The sequence below is a fragment of the Pandoraea anhela genome (genome assembly GCF_902459655.1).
GTDB lineage: Bacteria > Pseudomonadota > Gammaproteobacteria > Burkholderiales > Burkholderiaceae > Pandoraea > Pandoraea anhela.
Window position 1 is genome coordinate 47218 of the sequence record NZ_CABPSB010000013.1, and the last position, 19114, is coordinate 66331.

At 63.4% G+C, this 19114-nt stretch carries 17 protein-coding genes and 1 pseudogene; 9 read left to right on the forward strand and 9 right to left on the reverse strand.

Going from position 1 to position 19114, the window contains the following annotated elements; all coding sequences use genetic code 11:
• Positions 1-202 precede the first annotated feature (202 nt).
• Together PAN31108_RS17205 and PAN31108_RS17210 are read right to left on the reverse strand one after the other, a co-directional pair.
• On the reverse strand, positions 203-1498 hold the full coding sequence (locus tag PAN31108_RS17205; RefSeq protein WP_150670048.1) for an MFS transporter: 1296 nt from the start codon (positions 1496-1498) through the stop codon (positions 203-205).
• Positions 1499-1702: 204 nt separating this feature from the next.
• Positions 1703-2491 (reverse strand): IclR family transcriptional regulator, encoded by a 789-nt coding sequence (locus tag PAN31108_RS17210; RefSeq protein WP_150670049.1) that lies wholly within the window; start codon positions 2489-2491, stop codon positions 1703-1705.
• 365 nt (positions 2492-2856) lie between these two features.
• Between PAN31108_RS17210 and PAN31108_RS17215 the strand changes: the two genes are divergently transcribed.
• From PAN31108_RS17215 to PAN31108_RS17225, 3 genes are all read left to right on the forward strand, one after another.
• Positions 2857-4125, forward strand: coding sequence for a hypothetical protein (locus PAN31108_RS17215; protein WP_150670050.1), 1269 nt, complete (start codon positions 2857-2859; stop codon positions 4123-4125).
• A gap of 62 nt (positions 4126-4187) precedes the next feature.
• Positions 4188-5516, forward strand: coding sequence for a hypothetical protein (locus PAN31108_RS17220; RefSeq protein WP_150670051.1), 1329 nt, complete (start codon positions 4188-4190; stop codon positions 5514-5516).
• A 30-nt stretch (positions 5517-5546) separates the two neighbouring features.
• Positions 5547-6845, forward strand: a complete 1299-nt coding sequence (locus tag PAN31108_RS17225; RefSeq protein ID WP_150670052.1) for a hypothetical protein — start codon at positions 5547-5549, stop codon at positions 6843-6845.
• Between the two features lie 92 nt (positions 6846-6937).
• Here the strand turns inward: PAN31108_RS17225 and PAN31108_RS17230 are convergent, their stop codons facing one another.
• Together PAN31108_RS17230 and PAN31108_RS17235 are read right to left on the reverse strand one after the other, a co-directional pair.
• The gene (locus PAN31108_RS17230) at positions 6938-7402 is read right to left on the reverse strand and encodes a hypothetical protein (protein WP_150670053.1); all 465 of its coding nucleotides are present in this window, start codon (positions 7400-7402) and stop codon (positions 6938-6940) included.
• A 138-nt stretch (positions 7403-7540) separates the two neighbouring features.
• Entirely contained in the window at positions 7541-8170 is a 630-nt protein-coding gene (locus tag PAN31108_RS17235; protein ID WP_150670054.1) for a glutathione S-transferase family protein, read from the reverse strand.
• On the opposite strand from PAN31108_RS17235, the gene PAN31108_RS17240 reads away from it, so the two are divergent.
• From PAN31108_RS17240 to yddG, 5 genes are all read left to right on the forward strand, one after another.
• Positions 8169-8411, forward strand: a complete 243-nt coding sequence (locus PAN31108_RS17240; RefSeq protein ID WP_150670055.1) for a hypothetical protein — start codon at positions 8169-8171, stop codon at positions 8409-8411. The two genes, PAN31108_RS17235 and PAN31108_RS17240, sit on opposite strands and share 2 nt — an antisense overlap.
• A gap of 269 nt (positions 8412-8680) precedes the next feature.
• Positions 8681-9487: an alpha/beta fold hydrolase gene (locus tag PAN31108_RS17245; RefSeq protein WP_150670056.1), complete on the forward strand. Its 807-nt coding sequence runs from the start codon at positions 8681-8683 to the stop codon at positions 9485-9487.
• A 97-nt stretch (positions 9488-9584) separates the two neighbouring features.
• Positions 9585-10259, forward strand: a complete 675-nt coding sequence (locus tag PAN31108_RS17250; RefSeq protein ID WP_150670057.1) for a heavy metal response regulator transcription factor — start codon at positions 9585-9587, stop codon at positions 10257-10259.
• Positions 10256-11686, forward strand: a complete 1431-nt coding sequence (locus tag PAN31108_RS17255; protein WP_150670058.1) for a heavy metal sensor histidine kinase — start codon at positions 10256-10258, stop codon at positions 11684-11686. Before PAN31108_RS17250 ends, PAN31108_RS17255 begins: the two co-directional genes overlap by 4 nt.
• Positions 11687-11890: 204 nt before the next feature.
• Entirely contained in the window at positions 11891-12817 is a 927-nt protein-coding gene (gene yddG / locus PAN31108_RS17260; RefSeq protein ID WP_150670059.1) for an aromatic amino acid DMT transporter YddG, read from the forward strand.
• 178 nt (positions 12818-12995) lie between these two features.
• On the opposite strand, the gene PAN31108_RS17265 is transcribed toward yddG, so the two are convergent.
• The 5 genes and pseudogenes from PAN31108_RS17265 to PAN31108_RS17285 all read right to left on the reverse strand — a co-directional run bounded on the left by PAN31108_RS17265 (position 12996) and on the right by PAN31108_RS17285 (position 18033).
• Positions 12996-13385, reverse strand: coding sequence for a response regulator (locus PAN31108_RS17265; protein WP_150670060.1), 390 nt, complete (start codon positions 13383-13385; stop codon positions 12996-12998).
• A gap of 76 nt (positions 13386-13461) precedes the next feature.
• Positions 13462-14514 (reverse strand): sensor histidine kinase, encoded by a 1053-nt coding sequence (locus PAN31108_RS17270; protein WP_150670061.1) that lies wholly within the window; start codon positions 14512-14514, stop codon positions 13462-13464.
• Entirely contained in the window at positions 14511-15140 is a 630-nt protein-coding gene (locus tag PAN31108_RS17275; RefSeq protein ID WP_150670062.1) for a response regulator transcription factor, read from the reverse strand. The genes PAN31108_RS17270 and PAN31108_RS17275 overlap by 4 nt, the downstream gene beginning before the upstream one ends.
• Before the next feature lie 708 nt (positions 15141-15848).
• Positions 15849-16658 carry a 2,5-didehydrogluconate reductase DkgB gene (gene dkgB, locus PAN31108_RS17280; RefSeq protein ID WP_150670063.1) on the reverse strand — a complete coding sequence of 270 codons (810 nt, stop codon included), beginning with the start codon at positions 16656-16658 and terminating at the stop codon, positions 15849-15851.
• Between the two features lie 164 nt (positions 16659-16822).
• Positions 16823-18033 (reverse strand): annotated as a pseudogene (locus tag PAN31108_RS17285) (MFS transporter).
• 102 nt (positions 18034-18135) lie between these two features.
• Here PAN31108_RS17285 and PAN31108_RS17290 point away from each other — a divergent pair.
• Complete coding sequence (locus tag PAN31108_RS17290; protein ID WP_150670064.1) at positions 18136-19062, forward strand: LysR family transcriptional regulator; 927 nt, start codon at positions 18136-18138, stop codon at positions 19060-19062.
• The last annotated feature ends 52 nt before the right edge of the window (positions 19063-19114 follow it).

Below are 19114 nucleotides of genomic sequence, written 5' to 3' on the forward strand. Positions count from 1 at the left end.
AATAGGAGAGCAAGAAGCGTGCTCAAAGGCGCGCGCTATTGTCCCCGATTTTTCCCTCGTTTTCCGCCCGTGTTGTGACGCGTCGCACCAGAGCACGCCGTTGTCGCACCAAAATGGGGCGGGGTGGCGCGATCCGGCGATCCGTGCACCCGCCGCATGCCCTTCCACGTACCCTACGCAGCATGGCAGGGCTTGCGCTCCGTCAGGGCGCCTGTACCTGCGCCCGACGCGCCACGCGCGCGAGCGCCAGCGCGCACACGACGTTGAAGACATGCAGCCCGCTGGGACCGAGCACTGTCACGACCACGGAGGCGATCATCGGCCCGAGCAGGCCACCGACCGAGAACAGGATGAGCAGGGTGGCGCTCACGCCGACGCGCCGTTCCGGCTTCGTGCGGTCGTTCACGTGGGAGACGATCAGGCCGTACTGCGTGAAGTTCGCGGCGGAGAACAGGAACATCAGCACGAAGACGAGCCAATGCGCCTGAATGAAAATCAACGGGGCACAGAACACCGCCGAGGCGAGCGCCAGACGCCGCGACACCGTGCGACGGTCCATGCGGTCCGACAGGCGCCCCACAGGCCATTGCATGAGCAGCGCACCAAACAGCGCCACGCCCATCAACGTCGACAGGCTGCCGATGGAGAAGCCGATGCGCGTCAGGTAGACGGGCATCATCGCGTAGAACGCGCTGTACAGAAAGCCCGCGAGAATGCATCCCGGAATGGCGATGGGTGTGGCGCGCGCCATTTCCGTGATGCTGTCGAACAGGCTCATCGCCGGCTGCTTGAGGAGGCGCTCGTCGGCCACGCGCGTCGGCCAGCCCTGCATGAGCGTGATCGGCAAAATGGCGGCCACGAACAACCCCGCGACGAGCAGCAACTGGCCCTCGCTGCCGGCGTCACCGATATTGAGCAGAAATTGCCCGGCACTGACGGCGAGGTAGTTGATGGTGAGATACGAGCCGAAGACACGCCCGCGCATCGTATTCGGCACCGAGCCGTTCAGCCAGCTCTCCACGGTGGTGTACATGCCCATGAGCGCCAGCCCGGTGCCCACGCGCAGCAGACACAGCAGGAGCATCGATTCGCTCACGGCGAAGCCCATCACGAACAACGCCGCGAGCGCGGTGAACGCCACGAATGCGCGGTGCTGGCCGATGCGCTCGATCAGGGAGCGGTTGTAGAACGCGCCGAGCAGGAAGCCTGCGTAGTAGCACGACTGAATCACGCCGATGGTGAACGTCGACGCGCCGTACTTCAGTGCGTGAAAAGGGACGGCCGTGACGAACAGCCCGTTGCCCACGACCAGCACGCCGTAGCCCAGCAGAATGCCCATGAGCGCGGGGTAGACGCTGAGGGGCAGCGGGACGGCGTCTGCCGGTGCGGGGCCGGGCGGCGTCGAGGGCGCGCCCAGCAAGGAGGCTTCGGACAGCGGGCCGGGACGATCGGGCTCGTCTTCGGCAATAGCGGTATCTAGCGACGGATCGCGCTGCATTCAGGATAGGGTGAGCCGGAGAGTGGGTGGCAAATGGGGCAAGCGAGGCAGGCAGCGCAAGCGGCGCAAATGGAGCCTGCACGGCCAACGGAGCCAGTGTAGCCAATGAGGCGAACGCGGCAACGGCTTGCACATGCCTTCATCATCTCACGAGATGACGCCAGCGCATATGAGAGCACTGCCACCGTCCGGGCGATCGACCGTTCAGAACGTCTGCGCCAGTTCCCGTGCCGCTTCCTGAAGACGTGGCACGAACTCCATCGCCTTGGACAGCGACGTGCGCGATACCGGCGCATGTACGGCCACCGCCGCGATACAGGTGCCGTCTTCCCTGAGTACGGGCGCGGCCACGCAGGCGATGCCCAGCATGAATTCCTCGTTATCGACGGCAATGCCCTTGTGCGCAATGCGGTCGAGTTCGCTTTCCAGCAACTCGGGATCGGTCAGTGTGTTCGGCGTAAAGCGTTGCAGCGTCATCGCGCGCAGCAATGCGGCGCGCGGCTCGCGGGGCATCATCGCCAGCAGCAGCTTGCCGCTCGCGCTGCTGTGCGCCGGCACGTGCGAGCCCGGTTTCAGATCGAGACGCAGCGGCCACGGAGCTTCCATGCGATCGAGGTAGAGCACCTCGGTGTCGTGCAGCATCGTGAGATTGCACGTCTCGCCGAGATCGGCGACGAGACGGCCGAGAATCGCGTGACGCATTCGTCGTGCCCCCGATTGCATCATCACGCCGAGGCTTAATTGCGCAAGACGCGGACCGATCACATAAGCGTTCTTCTGCCCCGGCTCGCGAATCACCAGACCGCCGGCTTCCAGCGAGCCGAGCATGCGGTGCAGCGACGCCTTGGGCATCCGGATGTCGTGCGCCATGTCGGCGAGCGAGACGGGGGCGTTTGCAGCGACGAGATATTCGAGCAGCGCGAAGGCCCGCAGGGTCGGCGTATCCGCCTTGCTGTCGGAGGGGGCGTCGTGCGGAATCGCTTCGTCGTTCATATGCAACGTTCCGGAAAATGGATGAGCGTCATTGTACTCAAGCCGGTTCTCGGCCGGCATCGGCACGCGCCAGATGCGTTTGGGTGCCGCTTGATCCGGATGGACCCACGGGTATCGCTGATCTTCTGTCTCACTATTCGTCAAATTATCCGAAACGAATTGTTTCTGAAAATGGTTTCGTCGTGATACGCCCGCCGTCTTCGGCATCGGGTCGGGCAGGCCGCCGGAGGCCGCGCGCATTGAGTCACCGCCCAGTGCCGGGTGGCCGAATTTCACAAGGAGTGGGCGGTGTGGCGTTCTAGTCTGAATCGACGACACCCAGAGCGCTTACCCCCAAAGCGCTTACCCCCAAAGCGCCGACGATCATGCCCTCGATTTCTCCCGCCAGCGGTAACAATTTCCCCATCACCGGCTATCCCGATGGGAACCTGAGTCGACGGCGACTGAACGCGCTTCGCTGGTTCGATGCGGAGATGGCGCGCACAGAGGACGGGGCGAACGAAGTGTTCCGGCGATTTCAGGCCGATTTCACGAGCATGGGTGTGTTCGACAGTCTGTACGACGTGTTCGCGAATCAAAGCGCCAAGCGCGACGCGCTGAGCGCGGCGATGCTCGGGCATATCGGTGCTTATCGGGCAGGGCGAAAATTCCTGAAATCGCTGGATGCGCAGCGCGCGTGTTCCTGGGGCCACGCTTCGTACTACCTGCTCAGCGAGATGGAACCGCCGGCGCGGCGTCGAATGCTTGCGACGCCTTCGCTCTCCACCGACGGACACATCATCCTGACGATTCCGAACAGCGAAGTGCGCTTTCCGCTGTCCGAAAATTGCATCACGGAACGTCATGGTCAACTTCAACCGGAGGAGTGCCGTTCGCTGCTGCTTTGTAAGGACGTCTATGGGCGGACGTTGCTGCGTCGCGTGCTCACGCTGAACTCCCCGACAATCGTGGGCGCCGTCAACGCGGCTCACCTCAACGTCTGGCGTCTGCTGATCGACGTCGCCCTCGACACGGATGCTTTCAGCCACGTCGCGAGCGACGAGGATTATTGGGACGTCGCCAAGATTTGCCAAAAGGCTGTCGTGTACACCAACGACGTGCGCGACCGGGAACGGCTCTGGCTCTGTATTGCCGATGCGTTCTGCCGTGCCGGGCTCAGGTATGAAGCGGCAAGCGCATGGAATACGCTGGGCGGCATTTATCAGGCGTGGGTGGCCGATCGCGCTGCGCCGGCTGCTTCGGCAACGTCTCAGGAGCCATCGGCATTTTCCAGCGAAAGGTGGCAATTGCAATTCGAAGGCGTCAGTGCGTATCTGGAGGCTGCGGAACGGTTCAAACGCAATGGCGACATGCCCTTGGCGGCGGCGTGCCTCGACAGTGCGCGCGTCGGATTCGATGCACTGGCCAGCGCCGGGCGGCATCGGCACGTGATGGATATCGGCGAGCGGATCTACAAGAACTACATGGGCATGGCGCGTGCCGCGCACGCCTGCGCGCTGGCCGCGACCGTGTTGCGCTCGGCGCGGGCGATCGGCCTGCCGCATACGATTGCCGAATGGAGGGACCGGGCGAAGGCGCCTCGATGGATGGCGCGCGGATGGGAAGATGGCGTCGCCGACCCCAGCGAAAAATGATAGTTGACATGAGGTGCCGGGGCGCAGACTGGTCTCACCGTTTCTCCGATGAGGCAGCGCTCATGCCAATGACGAACGTGCCGGAAAACATCAATTTTCCGCTTCACAGGTACCCGGACTACACCCTCAGCGACGCTCGCGTCGCACGATTGGAGGACTTCAACACGCAGGTGTCGTTGGGCGCCTATCCGATGGACTCGCTGTTCAAAGATTTCCTGGCGCATTTCAAATACATGGGCCTATGCGACGCCATCCGGAATTCGCTGTCGGGCGGCGTCAAATCGAGGCTGCTGTCTTGCGCGGCGCTTTGTCATATCGCATCGATCGGCAAAGGGCGCGATTTCCTGGCGACGCAGGGCATGCTGGAGTATGCCGATCGCGATGCTCTGACCTTGCTCAACGAGATACCGCTCAGCGAACGTAAGGCAATGCTCGGGAGCGCGCGTCTGGGCGAGCGCTATCAGATCGTCATCAAGTTTGAAAAGATCGATCTGAATATCCCGCTGGGAAGCCTGTGCTTCGGCAACGGGCAAGGGGCCCTGACGGTGGAGGAAACCAGAACCCTTCTGCTCGATCGCGGATCACGCGAGTGTTCGCTGTTGCAGCAGTTCGCGCGTGAGATGACGCAGACCCGCACACCGGGTTTCGATGCGCAGATCGGCCACGCATGGATGAGCGCGATCGAGCGTTGCGTCGATGGTGGCGACATGGCGAACTTCAGCCGGGAGCGCCTCGACATGCTGTCGTTGGGCACGGCATTGCGGGCGCTGGCGACCAAGGAAGCCGGGTACATGCCGCGCAACGACGGGCGGCTCGCCAACATGCTGAACCAGACCCGGGCGGCGTTTCAGCGCGCCGGGAATCCGAAGGAATGTGCGCTCGCATACGCCGATATCGGCACCTATCTTTTGCATTCGGGTGAGATCAACCGCGCACGCGAGGCCTACCGTTATGCGGGCGAAGCGTTCGACGAGGCCATGTGCGCGTTGCTGGCCGTGAAACGGGTGGCGGACGCCAAGGGCTGTCGCGACCTTGCCCTGCAGGCGTACGGCAACGCAAGAGACGATGAGGCTGCCGCTTCCGTGCTCGACAGATTCAACAGCGTAGCGGGTCGCCAATCGCTGGAAATCGGCGGCGGCGATGCACCGTTGACGCCTCGGGAAGTCGAGGGACACCGGGCGGACTGGCGGCCGGCGCTTTCCCCATTTCATTTGAGTCTTCCCGGTGCGATCGCATCGCAGCTCGCGAGCGCGGAGAGCGCTTCGCGTTCTGCGGCGCTGCGCAAGCGGCTCTCGATCGATTCACCGGCATCGGAAACCCCGAAGGGACCGTCCACGCCGATCACCGTGCCGGGATCCAGACGCGGTAGCCCGCAGGGCGACGTGAACTGACTTCATCAACGACTTGACGAGGCAATGCCTATGCTACGCGCCCCTGCTTCTACCGCTCTGAACTTTCAGGTGCACCGCTATCCGGACCAGACACTGAGCGCACGACGCCTGCATGATCTGGCGGAATTCAACGCGCAGATGGACGCCCGTAGCGGGCCTGCGGAGAGCGTGATTCATCGCTTTCTGACGAACTTCCGGTACATGGGGCTTTGGGACCGGATGTGCTGCTCGGTGTCGGATACCGACAAGGAACGCATTCTGGCCAGCGCGTCGCGTTGCCATGTCGCGACATTCACCGCAGGCCGGGACTATCTGGAGCGCCGGAATCTGCTCTATCAGGTCGACGACGATGCCGCCAGACTGTTGGCCTCGCTCGCCTCGGATACCCGGGCGGCGATGATCCGTCATGCCCGGATCGGGGCATGCGGTCTGATCGTCCTGACGTTTCCGGATGTACAACTGCAATTTCCGCTGGCGCGGTGCGCGCTCGAGACCGGCAACTATGCGATGCGCAACTTCGAGATGCGCACGATGTTCTCGGGGCAGAGCGGCTGCCCCTCGCTGCTGGAAGCCTTCGTGAAGCGCATCAGAGATCCCGAGCCTCGGGATTTCGATGTCGACGTGTGTCATCTCTGGAGCGCGCTGATCGAGCGCAGTCTCAACGACGAACCGGTGGAAAGGTTCAGCCGGGATCCGTTCGAGCTGCAAATGCTGGGCACCGCCTTGAACGAACTCGCAATGCGAGTGGAAGGCGGCGCACATGCCGGTGAGTTTCCGTTGCTGTGGATGTACGGCAGTGGCGCGAGAGCGTTCGAGATGTCGGGGGATCGTAAGTCGTACGGCATCGCGTTGACGAACGTCGCGAGGGCTCATCAACGCGCAGGCGACACGAAACAGGCGAGTGCGGCCAACACCCTTGCGGGGAGCGTGCTCGCCGAGCTGGCGATCGAATGCCTGCGCGATGGTTATCACAGCGAAGCGCAAGCCTGTTATGGCCTGGCGATGACGGCCTACATTCGCGCGGGGACGTTCAACGTATCGGACCTGTCGGCGGTGCTGCCGGCAGGCTTCGGCAGGAGCAGTGCCTACCCGGTCGCCAATCTTCGCGAGACCTTCAGCCGGGCGCGTCTCGAAAAAGCGTGGGCGGGGTTGATTCAGCAGATGACCGACGGGGCGCCGGTCAATGCAAGCGAGCATCGGCGTTCGCCTGCCGATGCGTCGGATACCACGCGTGCGTCGCCGATTCTCGAGGAGGAGCTCGGCGAGGATGCCGTCCTGTCAGCGCTCAACGATGTGAAAGACGCGCATGCGAACGGCGCGCGGGCTTGAGTGATCCGCCGCCCGATCCGGCGCTCGCGACGCCCGCTACGAAGTCGCGCGCCGGCCCGGGCAACGCCGGGTCGGCCGCACGCCCGTTCGTGTCAGGCGTGCGTCGAGATGCCGACCGTCTGTCCCTGAAGACGTGTCATGATGTCGAGCGCGTGTTGCAGACGTTTCGCATTTTCCGGGTCGTGCAATGCGAGCGCACCGGCGATGCCCTGACGCGCCCGTTCCGCGAAATCGATCCGCTCTGGGTCGTTCTCCGCCGCGATCTCGGGGCTGCCGTCGACGGGTACCTTCATCGTCATGGCCATGAACGGCGAGCTGTCGTCCAGCGACATCTGTGCGCTGCGAATCTGTCCGTTGACCCAGTCGCGCATCTGTTGACGTGTCATGCTGTGAAAGTCGATCTGGCGCGTCGCCGGCTGCGTGCTTGAGGCGTCGCCGGCCGGCTGCGTCTTTTGCGCGAGCACCGCCCGAAACGCGCCGATGTCGGTTCGGCCGTTGCCTGTGCCCGTCTGAGCGCGATTCGTGAGCGCTTGTGGGATGCTGCTATCGATTTTCATAGGCGGTATAGGTCAGTTATCCTAACGATGATGAACGTATGCGATTTCCCCGAGAAGGTAGGGGTTTACATGTCGTTCGTCAACGCCTTTCACGACCGACCCGGACTCGATGCGGCGCCCGCAGGTGGCGACGCCGCATTACGGCGTGCCATTGCGCCCGTAGCGGCGAAAGCCGTCGCGTTCGGACAGGCGCTCGTAGTATGCGACGACGCCGTCCAGCCGGGGGCGCTCGATCGGCACGCTGAACCAGCGGTGCACCGACAACCCGATCGGAATGTCTGCCAGCGTGAACGTATCGCCGCTCACGAACGCCTGCGTTTGCTGCAACTGCCGGTCGAGTACGCGCATGAAGTCGTTCCACCGCGCCGCGTTCGTGGCGAGGGCTTGCGGATCGTCGTATCCGGGGGCGTGTCGCACCAGCGAGAGAAACGCATATTTCCATGCCGGGTTCAGATCCGACGACTGCCAGTCGATCCATTGATCGACGCGGGCCCGCTCACGCGCGGCGACCGGGTAGAGGTCGCTGCGCTCGCGCGACGTGGCGAGGTAGCGCAGAATGCTGTTCGACTCCCACAGGACGAAGCCGTCGTCCTCGATGACGGGCACCATCAGGTTCGGGTTGAGCGAGGCGAAGGCCGGATCGTCGAGCTTGCGCGACGCATCGCCATCGCCCCAGGGTTCGTTGACGAACGGCGTGCCGAGTTCATGCGCGAGCCACAGCACTTTGCGCACGTTGATGGAGGAGGGTCTGCCGAGAATGCGAAGCATGGAGCGCCTTGAAGTGGGGAGGGTCGGCTCGATTCTAGGCCGGTCGGCCGGACACCAACAGATACAGATTCCGCTGTCGTCGGGCGGAACAGTTGCGCAGCCGGCAGACGTTGCGGTGCGCAAGGCGGCGGTAGCTGCAAAAACCGCCGAAGCCCGCAAAAGCCGCCAGAGGCTCAAAGACGGCAAATGCGGCAAATGCGGTAAAGGGGCCATAGCGATCCACCCTGCGCACATCGCCTGAGCATCGAAAAGATCGAAAGTAGCGAAACCATCGAAAGCGACCTCAGCGCTTCACCGATCCACCCCGATCCACATCCATATCGACGGCAAGATTCGCGTGGAATTGCGTGGACTTACATGAACTTGCGTGGACCGCAGCGGTTGCCGAGGCCGTCATTTTTTTGTAATTTCTGCGTCAGTTCGCTGACGCCCCCCGCGCCTTAGACTGGCTTCGCGTTGTGCATCGCAACGTCCGTATTCGGATGAACGAAGTCAATTCAAGGAGCTCACATGCCCACTCGTCAACTGCGCGCCATCGCGGCGCGTACTGCCACTGCCGGCACGCTGCTTGCCGCCGCCGTCTTCCCCGCTTTGTCTGCCCATGCCGCACCGGCAGTCACGTCGGCAACCGGGCCGATCCGGAACATCGTGCTCGTGCACGGCGCGTTCGTCGGCGGGGCCGGCTGGCGTCCCGTCTATGACCTGCTGGTCAAGGACGGCTATCACGTTACGCTGGTGCAAGAGCCGCTGACGTCGTTCCAGGAAGACGTGATCGCCACCAAGCGCGTGCTCGACAGCCTCGACGGTCCGGCCGTGCTGGTCGGCCACAGCTACGGTGGCGCGATCATCACCGAAGCCGGCAACGACGAACATGTCAAGGCGCTCGTGTACATCGCGGCGCACGCCCTGGATGTCGGGGAAACCGAAGCCAGCAACGGCAAGAAGTTTCCGAATCTGACCAAGGCTGTCGTGAAGACGCCGGACAACTATCTGTATCTGAATCCGAAGGACTACCCGGCTGACTTCGCGGCCGACCTGCCGCTTGCGCAGGCCGAGTTCGAAGCCAACGCACAGATGCCGACGGCCGCTTCGGTGTTTACCGCCCTGATCCCCGATCCGGCGTGGAAGACGAAGCCGTCGTGGTACATGGTTGCGAAGGCCGACCGTATCATCAACCCGGATCTGGAACGGATGTATGCTGCACGTGCGCACGCGAAAACCGTCGAAATCGAAGGCGCCAGCCACTCGGTGTACGAGTCGCATCCGCAGGCCGTGGTGCGTCTGATCGAAGAAGCGGCAAACGCGGCAGGCAAGTAAGTTTGTCAGTCAGGCGGTTGACCGAGCGTCGACCGCCGCCCGATGGCGGCCCGCGAGGCCGCCGTCGCCATTGGTTTTTGGAGAGCGTGCTCACACCATGCGCATTCTGGTCATAGAAGACGAAGCGAAGACCGGCGAGTATTTGCAGAACGGGCTGACGGAGGCCGGGTATGTCGTGGACGTCGCGTCCAACGGGATCGACGGTCTGCACATGGCGCAGGAGCTTGCCTACGACCTGATTCTGCTCGACGTCATGATGCCGGGCATGGACGGCTGGACCGTCATGCGCAAGCTGGGCGACCGCACGCGTACCCCCGTTTTGTTCCTTAGTGCCCGTGGCACCCTGGAAGACCGGCTCAAGGGCCTCGATCTCGGCGCCGACGACTATCTCGTCAAGCCGTTTTCCTTCGCGGAGTTGCTCGCGCGCATCCGCATCATTCTGCGGCGCGGTCAGCCTCAGCCGGCCGACGACGTGTTGCGCGTCGGCGATCTGTGCGTCGACGTGACCAAGCGCCGCGTCGAGCGGGGCGGCACGCGCATCGCGCTGACCAACAAGGAATTCAATCTGCTGCATTTCTTCGTGCAGCATCCGGGCGAAGTGTTGTCGCGCGCGTTGATTGCATCGCGCGTGTGGGACATGAATTTCGACAGCGATACGAACGTGGTCGACGTGGCGGTGCGGCGTTTGCGGCAGAAGATCGACGAACCGTTCGCCACGCGCCTGATTCACACCGTGCATGGCGTGGGCTATCGCTGCGAGGAGGTCGCATGACGGCCCGCGGCGCGACGGGAACGACGCAAGCCAGGCGCGTGTCGCTCAGCACGCGCCTGGCGCTCGGCTTCGCGCTGATGGCGTTCGTGGCGATGGCGGTGGTCGGCTTCGCGCTGTATTGGAAGCTGGAGGCCCAACTGGTCGTACGTGACGACGGCGCGCTGGTCACGCGTGTCGATCAGTTGCGCACGTTGATGCAGGACGTCGACGCGCACGATCTCATTCGCGACAAGCCGCATCTGTTCGCCAACATGCTCGGGAACACCGAATCGCTGCTGGTCGTCGGCTACCCCGGCGAGCCGCCGCTCATCGAGGTGAATCCGGGGCATGCGAGTGTGCCGGCGGTTCAGTCCGTCGCACCCGTCGCGCCCGACAAGCCGCTCACGCTCGACGCCGTGCATCACACGCAGGCGAGCGACGGCACGCCGTTCATCTATGTCGCCGCGACTGCACATGGCATTGCCGGCCAGCGCGATCTTCAGATCATGTCGGGACGCCTGATGACCGAGCGCACGCGCATGCTGGGCGATTACCGCACGCAGATCTTCGTGTTCGCGACGACGGCTGCCTGTCTGGCGGCGCTGTTCGCGTTCTGGCTCGCACGGCGTGGCATGCGGCCGTTGCGTCGGCTGGCGGCGCAAACGGCATCGATCGGGGTCGGCACACTCTCCACGCGCTTGCCGCAACGCGACACGCCCGCCGAACTCGACGCGCTCGTCGTGTCGATCAACGCGATGCTCGGCCGGCTTGAGCGTGGCTTCACGCAGTTGCAGCAAGTCTCGGCGGATATGGCGCATGACTTGCGCACGCCCATCGGCAATTTGCTGGGGCAGACGGAAGTGGGGCTGAGTCATTCGCGAGATCCGGTGTATTACCAACGTCTGCTGGGATCGAATTTCGAGGAGTTGCAACGGCTCTCGAAGATGATCGACAACATGCTGTTCCTCGCGCGTGCTGAGCATGCCGATCACGCCATCGAGCGTCGTTCCCTGAGCGTAGAAGACGAGTTCGAGCGCATTGCGGACTACTTCGAAGGGCTGGCGGATGAGCGGGGGCTGCGCATCGAGCGCGAGGGCGACGGCGAGGTGCTGGCCGATGCGCAACTGCTGCGCCGTGCCATGGCGAACCTGCTGGCCAATGCCGTTCGTCATGCGCATGAGGGCAGCGCGATTCGCCTGATCGCCGAACAACAGCGCGACGCGATGCTGCTGCATGTGGAGAACCTCGGTGCGACGATAGACGCGGCGCATCGCGAGCGGTTGTTCGACCGGTTTTATCGGGCGGATGCATCACGTCAACGGTCATCGGAGTCCAGCGGCCTCGGGTTGTCCATCGTGCGAAGCATCATGCAACTGCACGGGGGCGCATGGCGCGTGTCGAGCGAGGACGGTGTGACACGCTTCACGCTGGTGTTTCCGAGGCGGTGACGGGCAAGGGGCAGGCGCGGCGACGGGCAGGTGCAGGCCTCCCGTCCCAATCCTCCAATTCGTCGCACTCGCGCACTCTCGCACTCGTCTCACTCTCGCACTTCGAGCGTTTTGTACGTTTCGTATGTTTCGTACGTTCTTTATCGTTTGCCCGTTTCGTATAATCCCGCGCTGGCCCCTCTTCCCCTCCACGCAGGAATCCGCATGAACAGCAGGAACAAGGCGACACTCATTGGTCTGAGCGCGGTGGTGCTATGGGCGTCCATCGTGGCGCTGATTCGCGGGGTGAGCGAAAGTCTCGGCGCGACGGGCGGGGCGGCAGCGATCTACACGGTGGCGTCGTTGATTCTCGTGATGACCGTGGGGTTTCCGAGACTGCGCACGTTCCCGCGCCGTTATCTGCTGTGGGGCAGCGCGCTGTTCGTCTCGTACGAGTTGTGCCTGTCGCTGTCCATCGGCTATGCGAACACGGCGCGTCAGGCGATCGAGGTCGGCATGGTCAACTATTTGTGGCCGACGTTCACGCTCGTCAGTGCGATCCTCTTCAACAAGCAACGGGCCAACTGGCTCGTCGTGCCCGGGTTCGTACTGTCGATGCTCGGGATTTGCCGGGTGCTCGGCGGCGATCAGGGGTTCGACTTGCCGGGCATGCTGGCCAACGTGGCGGACAACCCGCTGAGCTACGGTCTGGCGTTCGTCGGCGCAATTCTCTGGGCTGCCTACTGTACCGTGACGGCCAGAATCGCCGACGGCAAGAATGGCGTGACGCCGTTCTTCATGCTCGTTGCCGTGGCGCTGTGGATCAAGTATTTCGCCGGCGGCGGGGGCACAATGACGCTCGACCTGCATGCCGGCACGTACCTCGTACTCGCCGCCGCCGCGATGGGCTTCGGATACGCCGCGTGGAACGTCGGGATTTTGCGTGGCAACGTGACGATCCTCGTCGGCGCCTCGTATTTCATTCCCGTTCTGTCCGCCGCGCTCGCCGCGCTCCTGCTGCATGCGCCGTTGTCCGCCTCGTTCTGGTGGGGCGCCTGCATGGTCTGCGGCGGGTCGATGCTTTGCTGGGTCGCCACGCGTGCAGGGCGAGGCCGCCGTACGGCGGCCATGCCCACGGGCGACGGCGTCTGACGACGAGGTAAGAAGCGGCGCGCCTAAACGGGCGATGCATTGCCCGGACGCCCGATAGGGTTGCCGGTTCGGCGCCTTCGTATGGCGCATGGCGCATGGCGCATGGTTTTTGCCTTCAGCCGGTCGGGCGGCGCGACGCCGTCCAACACTGTCCAGTCGTGCGAGACCCTATGTGACGCTACGTGACATGGCGGGTCGCCCGTTCGACCGCCGCCAGCAAATCGCTGCCGAGAAATGGCTTCGCCAGCAGTTCGTTGGCGCCGATGGCCCGTATGGTGTCGCGCACCGAGGACGTGTCTTGCGCCGTGATGAACACCACAGGGGGGCGTGGCCAGGGTATCGACGCATAGAATGCCGGTCCGCTTACGCCGGGCAGATGGACGTCCGCCACGAGACACCGGGCATGCGCCATGCACGCAACGATACCGTCGTCCGTGGTGCTGGAGAACGTGCTCGTGCGGTAGCCGGCAATGGTCAGAAGCCGCGCGATGGCGCGGCGCAAGCCTTCGTCATCTTCGAGAATCGCGACGAAAGGTTCCGACGGTAGCGGGCGGCGGGCAGGTTCCATATGACGTCATTCTTCTGCGGAACAGGCGTGGCCTTCTATCGGGACTTCGGGCAATGACGCTTCCCCCAGGGGCAATTCAGGACAGTGCGCTTCGCTCGATCAGATCGCCGCGTGCCGGCGATTCGCCCTTGGATGCGGTGCACGCCAGCGGCAACCGGAGTACGAATTCGGTTCCCCGAACCGCCTTTCGTCGCGCGATGACCGTGCCCCGGTGCGCGTCGGCGATCGAGCGCACGATGGACAATCCAAGGCCTGTGCCGCGCGACTTCGTCGTGTAGAACGTCTCGAACAGCCGCTCGACGTTGTCGTCGGGAATCCCGACGCCGTTGTCTCCCACGATCAACTCGACACCGTGCTCCCATGTCGTCGTCCCGATGGACAGCACGCGCTCATGTTGCGCCACGTGCTCCATCGCGTCCATGGCGTTGATGGCGAGATTGAGCAACACTTGCTGTAACTGCACCTGATCGGCGAGCACCTTCGCGCCATGAGTGCCGAGCGAGACGTCGACCACGATACCGCGCCGTCGCGCTTCCGGCCGCACGAGCGACGTGGCGCGTTCGAGCACGGCGTCGAAATCCACCGGCGTGAAGGTAATCGATTGTTTCTGAAGCAGCGCCCGCAACCGCGCGATGACGTCGTTGGCACGTAAGGCGTCGCGCCTGATATCGGCCAGGATGTCGCGAAGCTCGCCTGGCGTCGACGCACTGCCACTCGCGTCGCGCATCATGAGCTCGGCAGCGTCGACGTTGCTGAGGATGGCGCCGAGCGGCTGGCCGACCTCATGGGCGATCGATGCGCTCAACTCGCCTACGGTCGCGATACGCGCGGCGCGTGTGAGGTCGGCGCGCCGTGTCGCGGCCTCGCGTTCCGCATGCTTGCGTTTGCGATGTTGCCTGAACAAGGCGAAAAGGGTCATCGACTGTGCGGCGACGACGAGCAGCACAAGGAGCGCCTCCTCCCAGTATTCGTCGAGCGGCGAAATGACTGTCCCGATCGCACGACTGTCGTGGGACAGCGCATCGCCGGAGGCGGGCTCGGCGGCTGCCGCAGTTGGCATGGCAAGCGAACACGCCGCGAGCAGCGCGGGCAACGCCCAATGCCGGATTGCCGCTTCCACGGCGCTCACGACGCTTGCAAGTTCGCCTCGGGGACTCGCCGCTCGGCCTTGCGTAGCAATTCGGGAAGCGACGACGCGCCCATTTTGCGCATAAGATCGGCCCGGCAACTCTTGATGGTCCGCTCGCACAGGCCGAGTTCGGCTGCGATCTGTTTGTTGCGAAGTCCTTTCGATATGCCTTGCAAAACGACACGCTCACGGCCGTTGAGCATCGAATCGGTGTTGTCGTTGTCCATCTCCGACGACGGGACTCTCGGGTGCGCCAGACCGATTGCCGTCTCCACCGCGCCGACCAGCGCATCACGTCCAAAGGGTTTGATCAGAAAATCCACTGCACCGCCTTTCATGGCTTCGACCGAGCGTGCCACGTCGCTGTAGCCGCTCATGAAAACGATCGGCAGCGACGATTCCTGACGCCGCAGCGCGCGCTGAAGGTCGAGCCCGCTCGGGCCGCCAAGTTCGAGGTCGAGCAGCACGCAGCCGGGACGGGTGTCGGGTTCGCTCACAAGAAATTCTCCCGCAGACGCATACTCCTTCGTCTGATAACCCGACGCCGTCAGCAGCCGCGAGAGGGCCGCTCGCATGGAAGCGTCGTCGTCGACGACGTGCACTACCGAATCACGACTCTCGTTCATGGCATCCCGCGTCATACGCGACTCCGTAAGATCCACCGGATCGGATATGCCTTCATCCGTTGACGGTGTTGTTCCGGCGGAAGTTATTTAAATTATCGAAAGCAGGTATTTGAATAATTTTTAATTAATAGATTATGAATTCGATTTGGAAATTTTTAGGATATCGAGCGGTTTTTAATTGATAGCATCTCTGAATAATTTCGTAAAGCCTGTTTTTTGATGCGCTGCGGATGCCCGTCTGAGTGAGCCCTCCGGTTATCCGGGAAGTCGGGCTTGCTTCTCGATTTTTTAGTTCATATGAGACGCTATTCTCGTGGCGTAAAAACTCGATGATCCTGAGTCGTTTCGATTGACCGAAGGGTATTGGGGGTTTTGCAAAACCCCCATTTCTGAGTCGAGCGCCGACGCAGAGCATGACACGTGCAGACGCCCGATACCAAAGCGACACCGCCGAAATGCCGGGCCTTTACGACAAGTTCGACGTCTGGTTCACGATCGCGGAGCTGTGATCCCTTGGATGTGAGGCCGTCATGACAATGCCCGCATGTCGGAGGACATGCGGGCATTGCGTATTGGGGCGACGGCGAGAACGGCCGACGGCCACCGAGCAGGCTCGTGTCTCAGACGCCCCACGTGCCAAGGTTGCGCAAGGATGTGGTCATTGGCGGCGGGCAAGGCGTTTGTGACCGTGCGCCATGCCGCGCCCGATCAGTCGTCCCAGCGCGCGGCCAGACCCTCGGGGCTGACTTCGCGGCCATTGCGCTCGAGCGCGGCGATTTGCGCCATGTCGTCTTCCGTGAGGTGCAGCGTTTGCGCCAGCAGATTGCTCGCGAGGTTCTCGCGCCTGGTCGACGACGGGATCACCGAGAAGCCGCGTTGCAGCGCCCAGGCGAGGGCCACTTGCGCGGGGGTTGCCTGATGACGTTGTGCAATCGCGCCGAGGGTCGCGTCGCCGAGCACCTTGCCGTAGGCGAGCGTCATGTACGACGTGACGTGAATGCCCTGCGCTTGCAGGAAGGCGACGAGCTTCGGATTTTGCAGATAGGGGCTCAGCTCGATCTGGTTGGTGGCGATGGCGTCACGGCCGACGGCGGCGATGGCCTGCGTCGTCAGATCGATGTTGAAATTCGAGATCCCGATCTGCCGCGTGAGGCCCTTGGCCCTGGCGTCGGCCAGTGCTGTCATGAATTCGTCGAGCGATATGCCGTTGCCCGGGGCCGGCCAGTGAATCAGCGTGAGGTCCACGTAATCCGTGCGCAGCTTTCTGAGGCTGTCTGCAAGACTTGCCGCCAGTTTGTCCTTGCCGTAGTGCTCGACCCAGATTTTCGTCGTGAGGAACAGATCGTTGCGGGCCACGCCGGACTCGGCGATCGCCTGACCGACCTCGGCTTCGTTGCCGTAGATCTGGGCGGTGTCGATGGCGCGGTAGCCAAGTTCGAGGCCGGTTCGCACCGAGTCGATGACCACTTGTCCCTGAAGACGGAACGTACCGAGACCGAAGGCGGGAATGTTGCTCATCGTGAGCTCCTGAATGAATGAGGTAGAGGAAAACGTGTGGCTGTGACGACCATGCCGTCGACGTCGACAGATGAGATAAACGCCGTTACAGGTCCATCATTTTTGAATCTGAATCAACGATTTCAACGATTCAAGCGTTAGCGCCGGCGGGGCAGGCAGTCCGGTCATTGACCGGCCGGTTGCCTCGGCGAGCGCTGCACGGCGATCTGGAGCAGCACCAGCACGAGCCCCGAACCGGCGATCAGCGCGCCGACGATGGGCACCGCCGTATAGCCGTAGCCCGCCGAAATCGCGGCCCCGCCGGCGGCGGCGCCGACGGCATTGCCGAGGTTGAACGCGCCGACGTTGACCGATGAGGCAAGGCCCGGCGCTTCGGCCGCGGCGCGCATTACCCGCATTTGCAGCGGTGGCACGAGGGCGAACGTTGCCAGCCCCCAGACGAGCACCGCCAGCGCCGTGCCCAGGTGCGTGCGGGCCAGTAACGGGAACGCCAGCATGACGGCGACGAGCAGGGTCAGGAAGACGATCAGGCTGACGTTGATCGAGCGGTCCGCGAGCTTGCCGCCGGCAACGTTGCCCACGGAAAAGCCCACGCCGACGAGCACGAGCATGGCCGTCACGAAACCGGGCGAGGCGCCGGTAATCGCTTCGAGCGTCGGTGCGATGTACGTGTACAGGGTGAACATCGCGCCGGCGCCGAGCACGGTGGTGGCCATCGCCATCAGCACGACGGGACGTGTGAGAACCGACAACTCACGACGAATGTCCGGCATTCGCCCGGCTTCGCCGCTGGGCAGCGCGAAACGCAGCGTCAGCATCGTGACGACACCGAGCCCGGCAGTCGCCGCGAAGGACATCCGCCAGCCGATGGTCTGACCGAGCCACGTGGCCGCAGGTACACCGCCGATGTTGGCGATCGTCAAGCCCATAAACATGGTGGCGACGGCGCTCGCCTGCTTGTCGCGCGGCACCACGCTCGCCGCCACGATGGCGCCCAGCCCGAAGAACGCGCCGTGGTTCAGGCTTGTCACCAAACGGGCGAGCAACAGCGTGGTGTAGTTCGCCGAGGCGGCCGAGAGCAGGTTGCCGATGGTAAAAATGGCCATGAGCGCAATCAGTGCCGTGCGGCGCGACCAGCGCGACATGATGAGCGTCATGACGGGGGCGCACCGATCATCACGCCCAGGGCGTAGGTCGTGATCAGCATGCCCGCCGTCGGAATCGAGACGTGGACGCCTTCGGCAATCACCGGCAACAACCCCATCGGGGAGAACTCGGTCGTGCCTATGCTGAATGCCCCGATCGCGAGGGCAAGTAGCGACAGCGTGGCGTGCGCCGACGAGGTCTGCGTGGATGAGACGGATAACTGGTTCATGAGGGAAATACCCGGAGGGATCGAGATGGACGGCAGTGTGCGCCCTTTACTTTTGCGGAAAAAGTCGTCTATAAACGAAATTATTTTGATTTAAAATCAACAATGAAGATTACCCTCGACGAACTGCAAGCCTTCGTGGCCGTGGTGGACACCGGGTCGATCACGGCGGCGGCACAGCAACTGGACCTCACGGTGTCGGCCACGAGCCGCACGCTCGGTCGGCTCGAGGAGAAGCTGAAGACGACGCTGCTGCGCCGCACGACCCGTCGTCTGGCGCTGACGGAGGAGGGCAAAGCGTTCTTGCAGAACGCGCGGGCCATCATCGAATCGGTGGAGAGCGCGCAAGAGCAGATGCTCACGCGCCGGGAGAAGCCGTCGGGCCGTTTGCGTATCGATGCGGCTACGCCATTCATGCTGCACGTGATCGTGCCGCTGGTGCCGGGTTATCGGGCGCGGTATCCGGAAGTGGAACTGGAGTTGAACAGCAACGAGGGCATCATCGATTTGCTGGAGCGGCGCACCGATGTTGCGATCCGTATTGGCCGGCTCAAGGATTCGACGCTGCACAGCCGCCTGATCGGCAACAGCCGGGTGCGCATGTTCGCGAGTCCGGCGTATCTGGCAGCGCACGGTCAGCCGCGCAAGGTCGAGGATCTGGCCCGGCATACGCTGCTGGGGTTCACGCAGCCGGACTCGCTCAATGTCTGGCCGATTCTCGGCGTGGACGGCGAGCCGCATCGGATCGAACCCGATGTGATGTCGTCGAGCGGCGAAACGCTTCGTCAACTGGCACTGGAAGGCGCAGGGATCGTCTGTCTCTCGGATTTCATGACGGTGCGTGATCGCGAGTCCGGGCGACTGGTACCGGTGCTTGCGCGCCAGACGCAGGACGTCCGTCAGCCGATTCATGCCGTGTATTACCGCAATACGGCGATTTCGGCGCGCATCGCGTCGTTCGTCGACTATCTGGTGGCGGCGCTGCGCGAGCCCGCGCAGAAAGGGCAAGGACTGGGTTGGGTGGCGCAGTGACGGAACGGGACTGCGCGCTGAAACGCCGGACGACGTGCGCGCGGCGTATGCC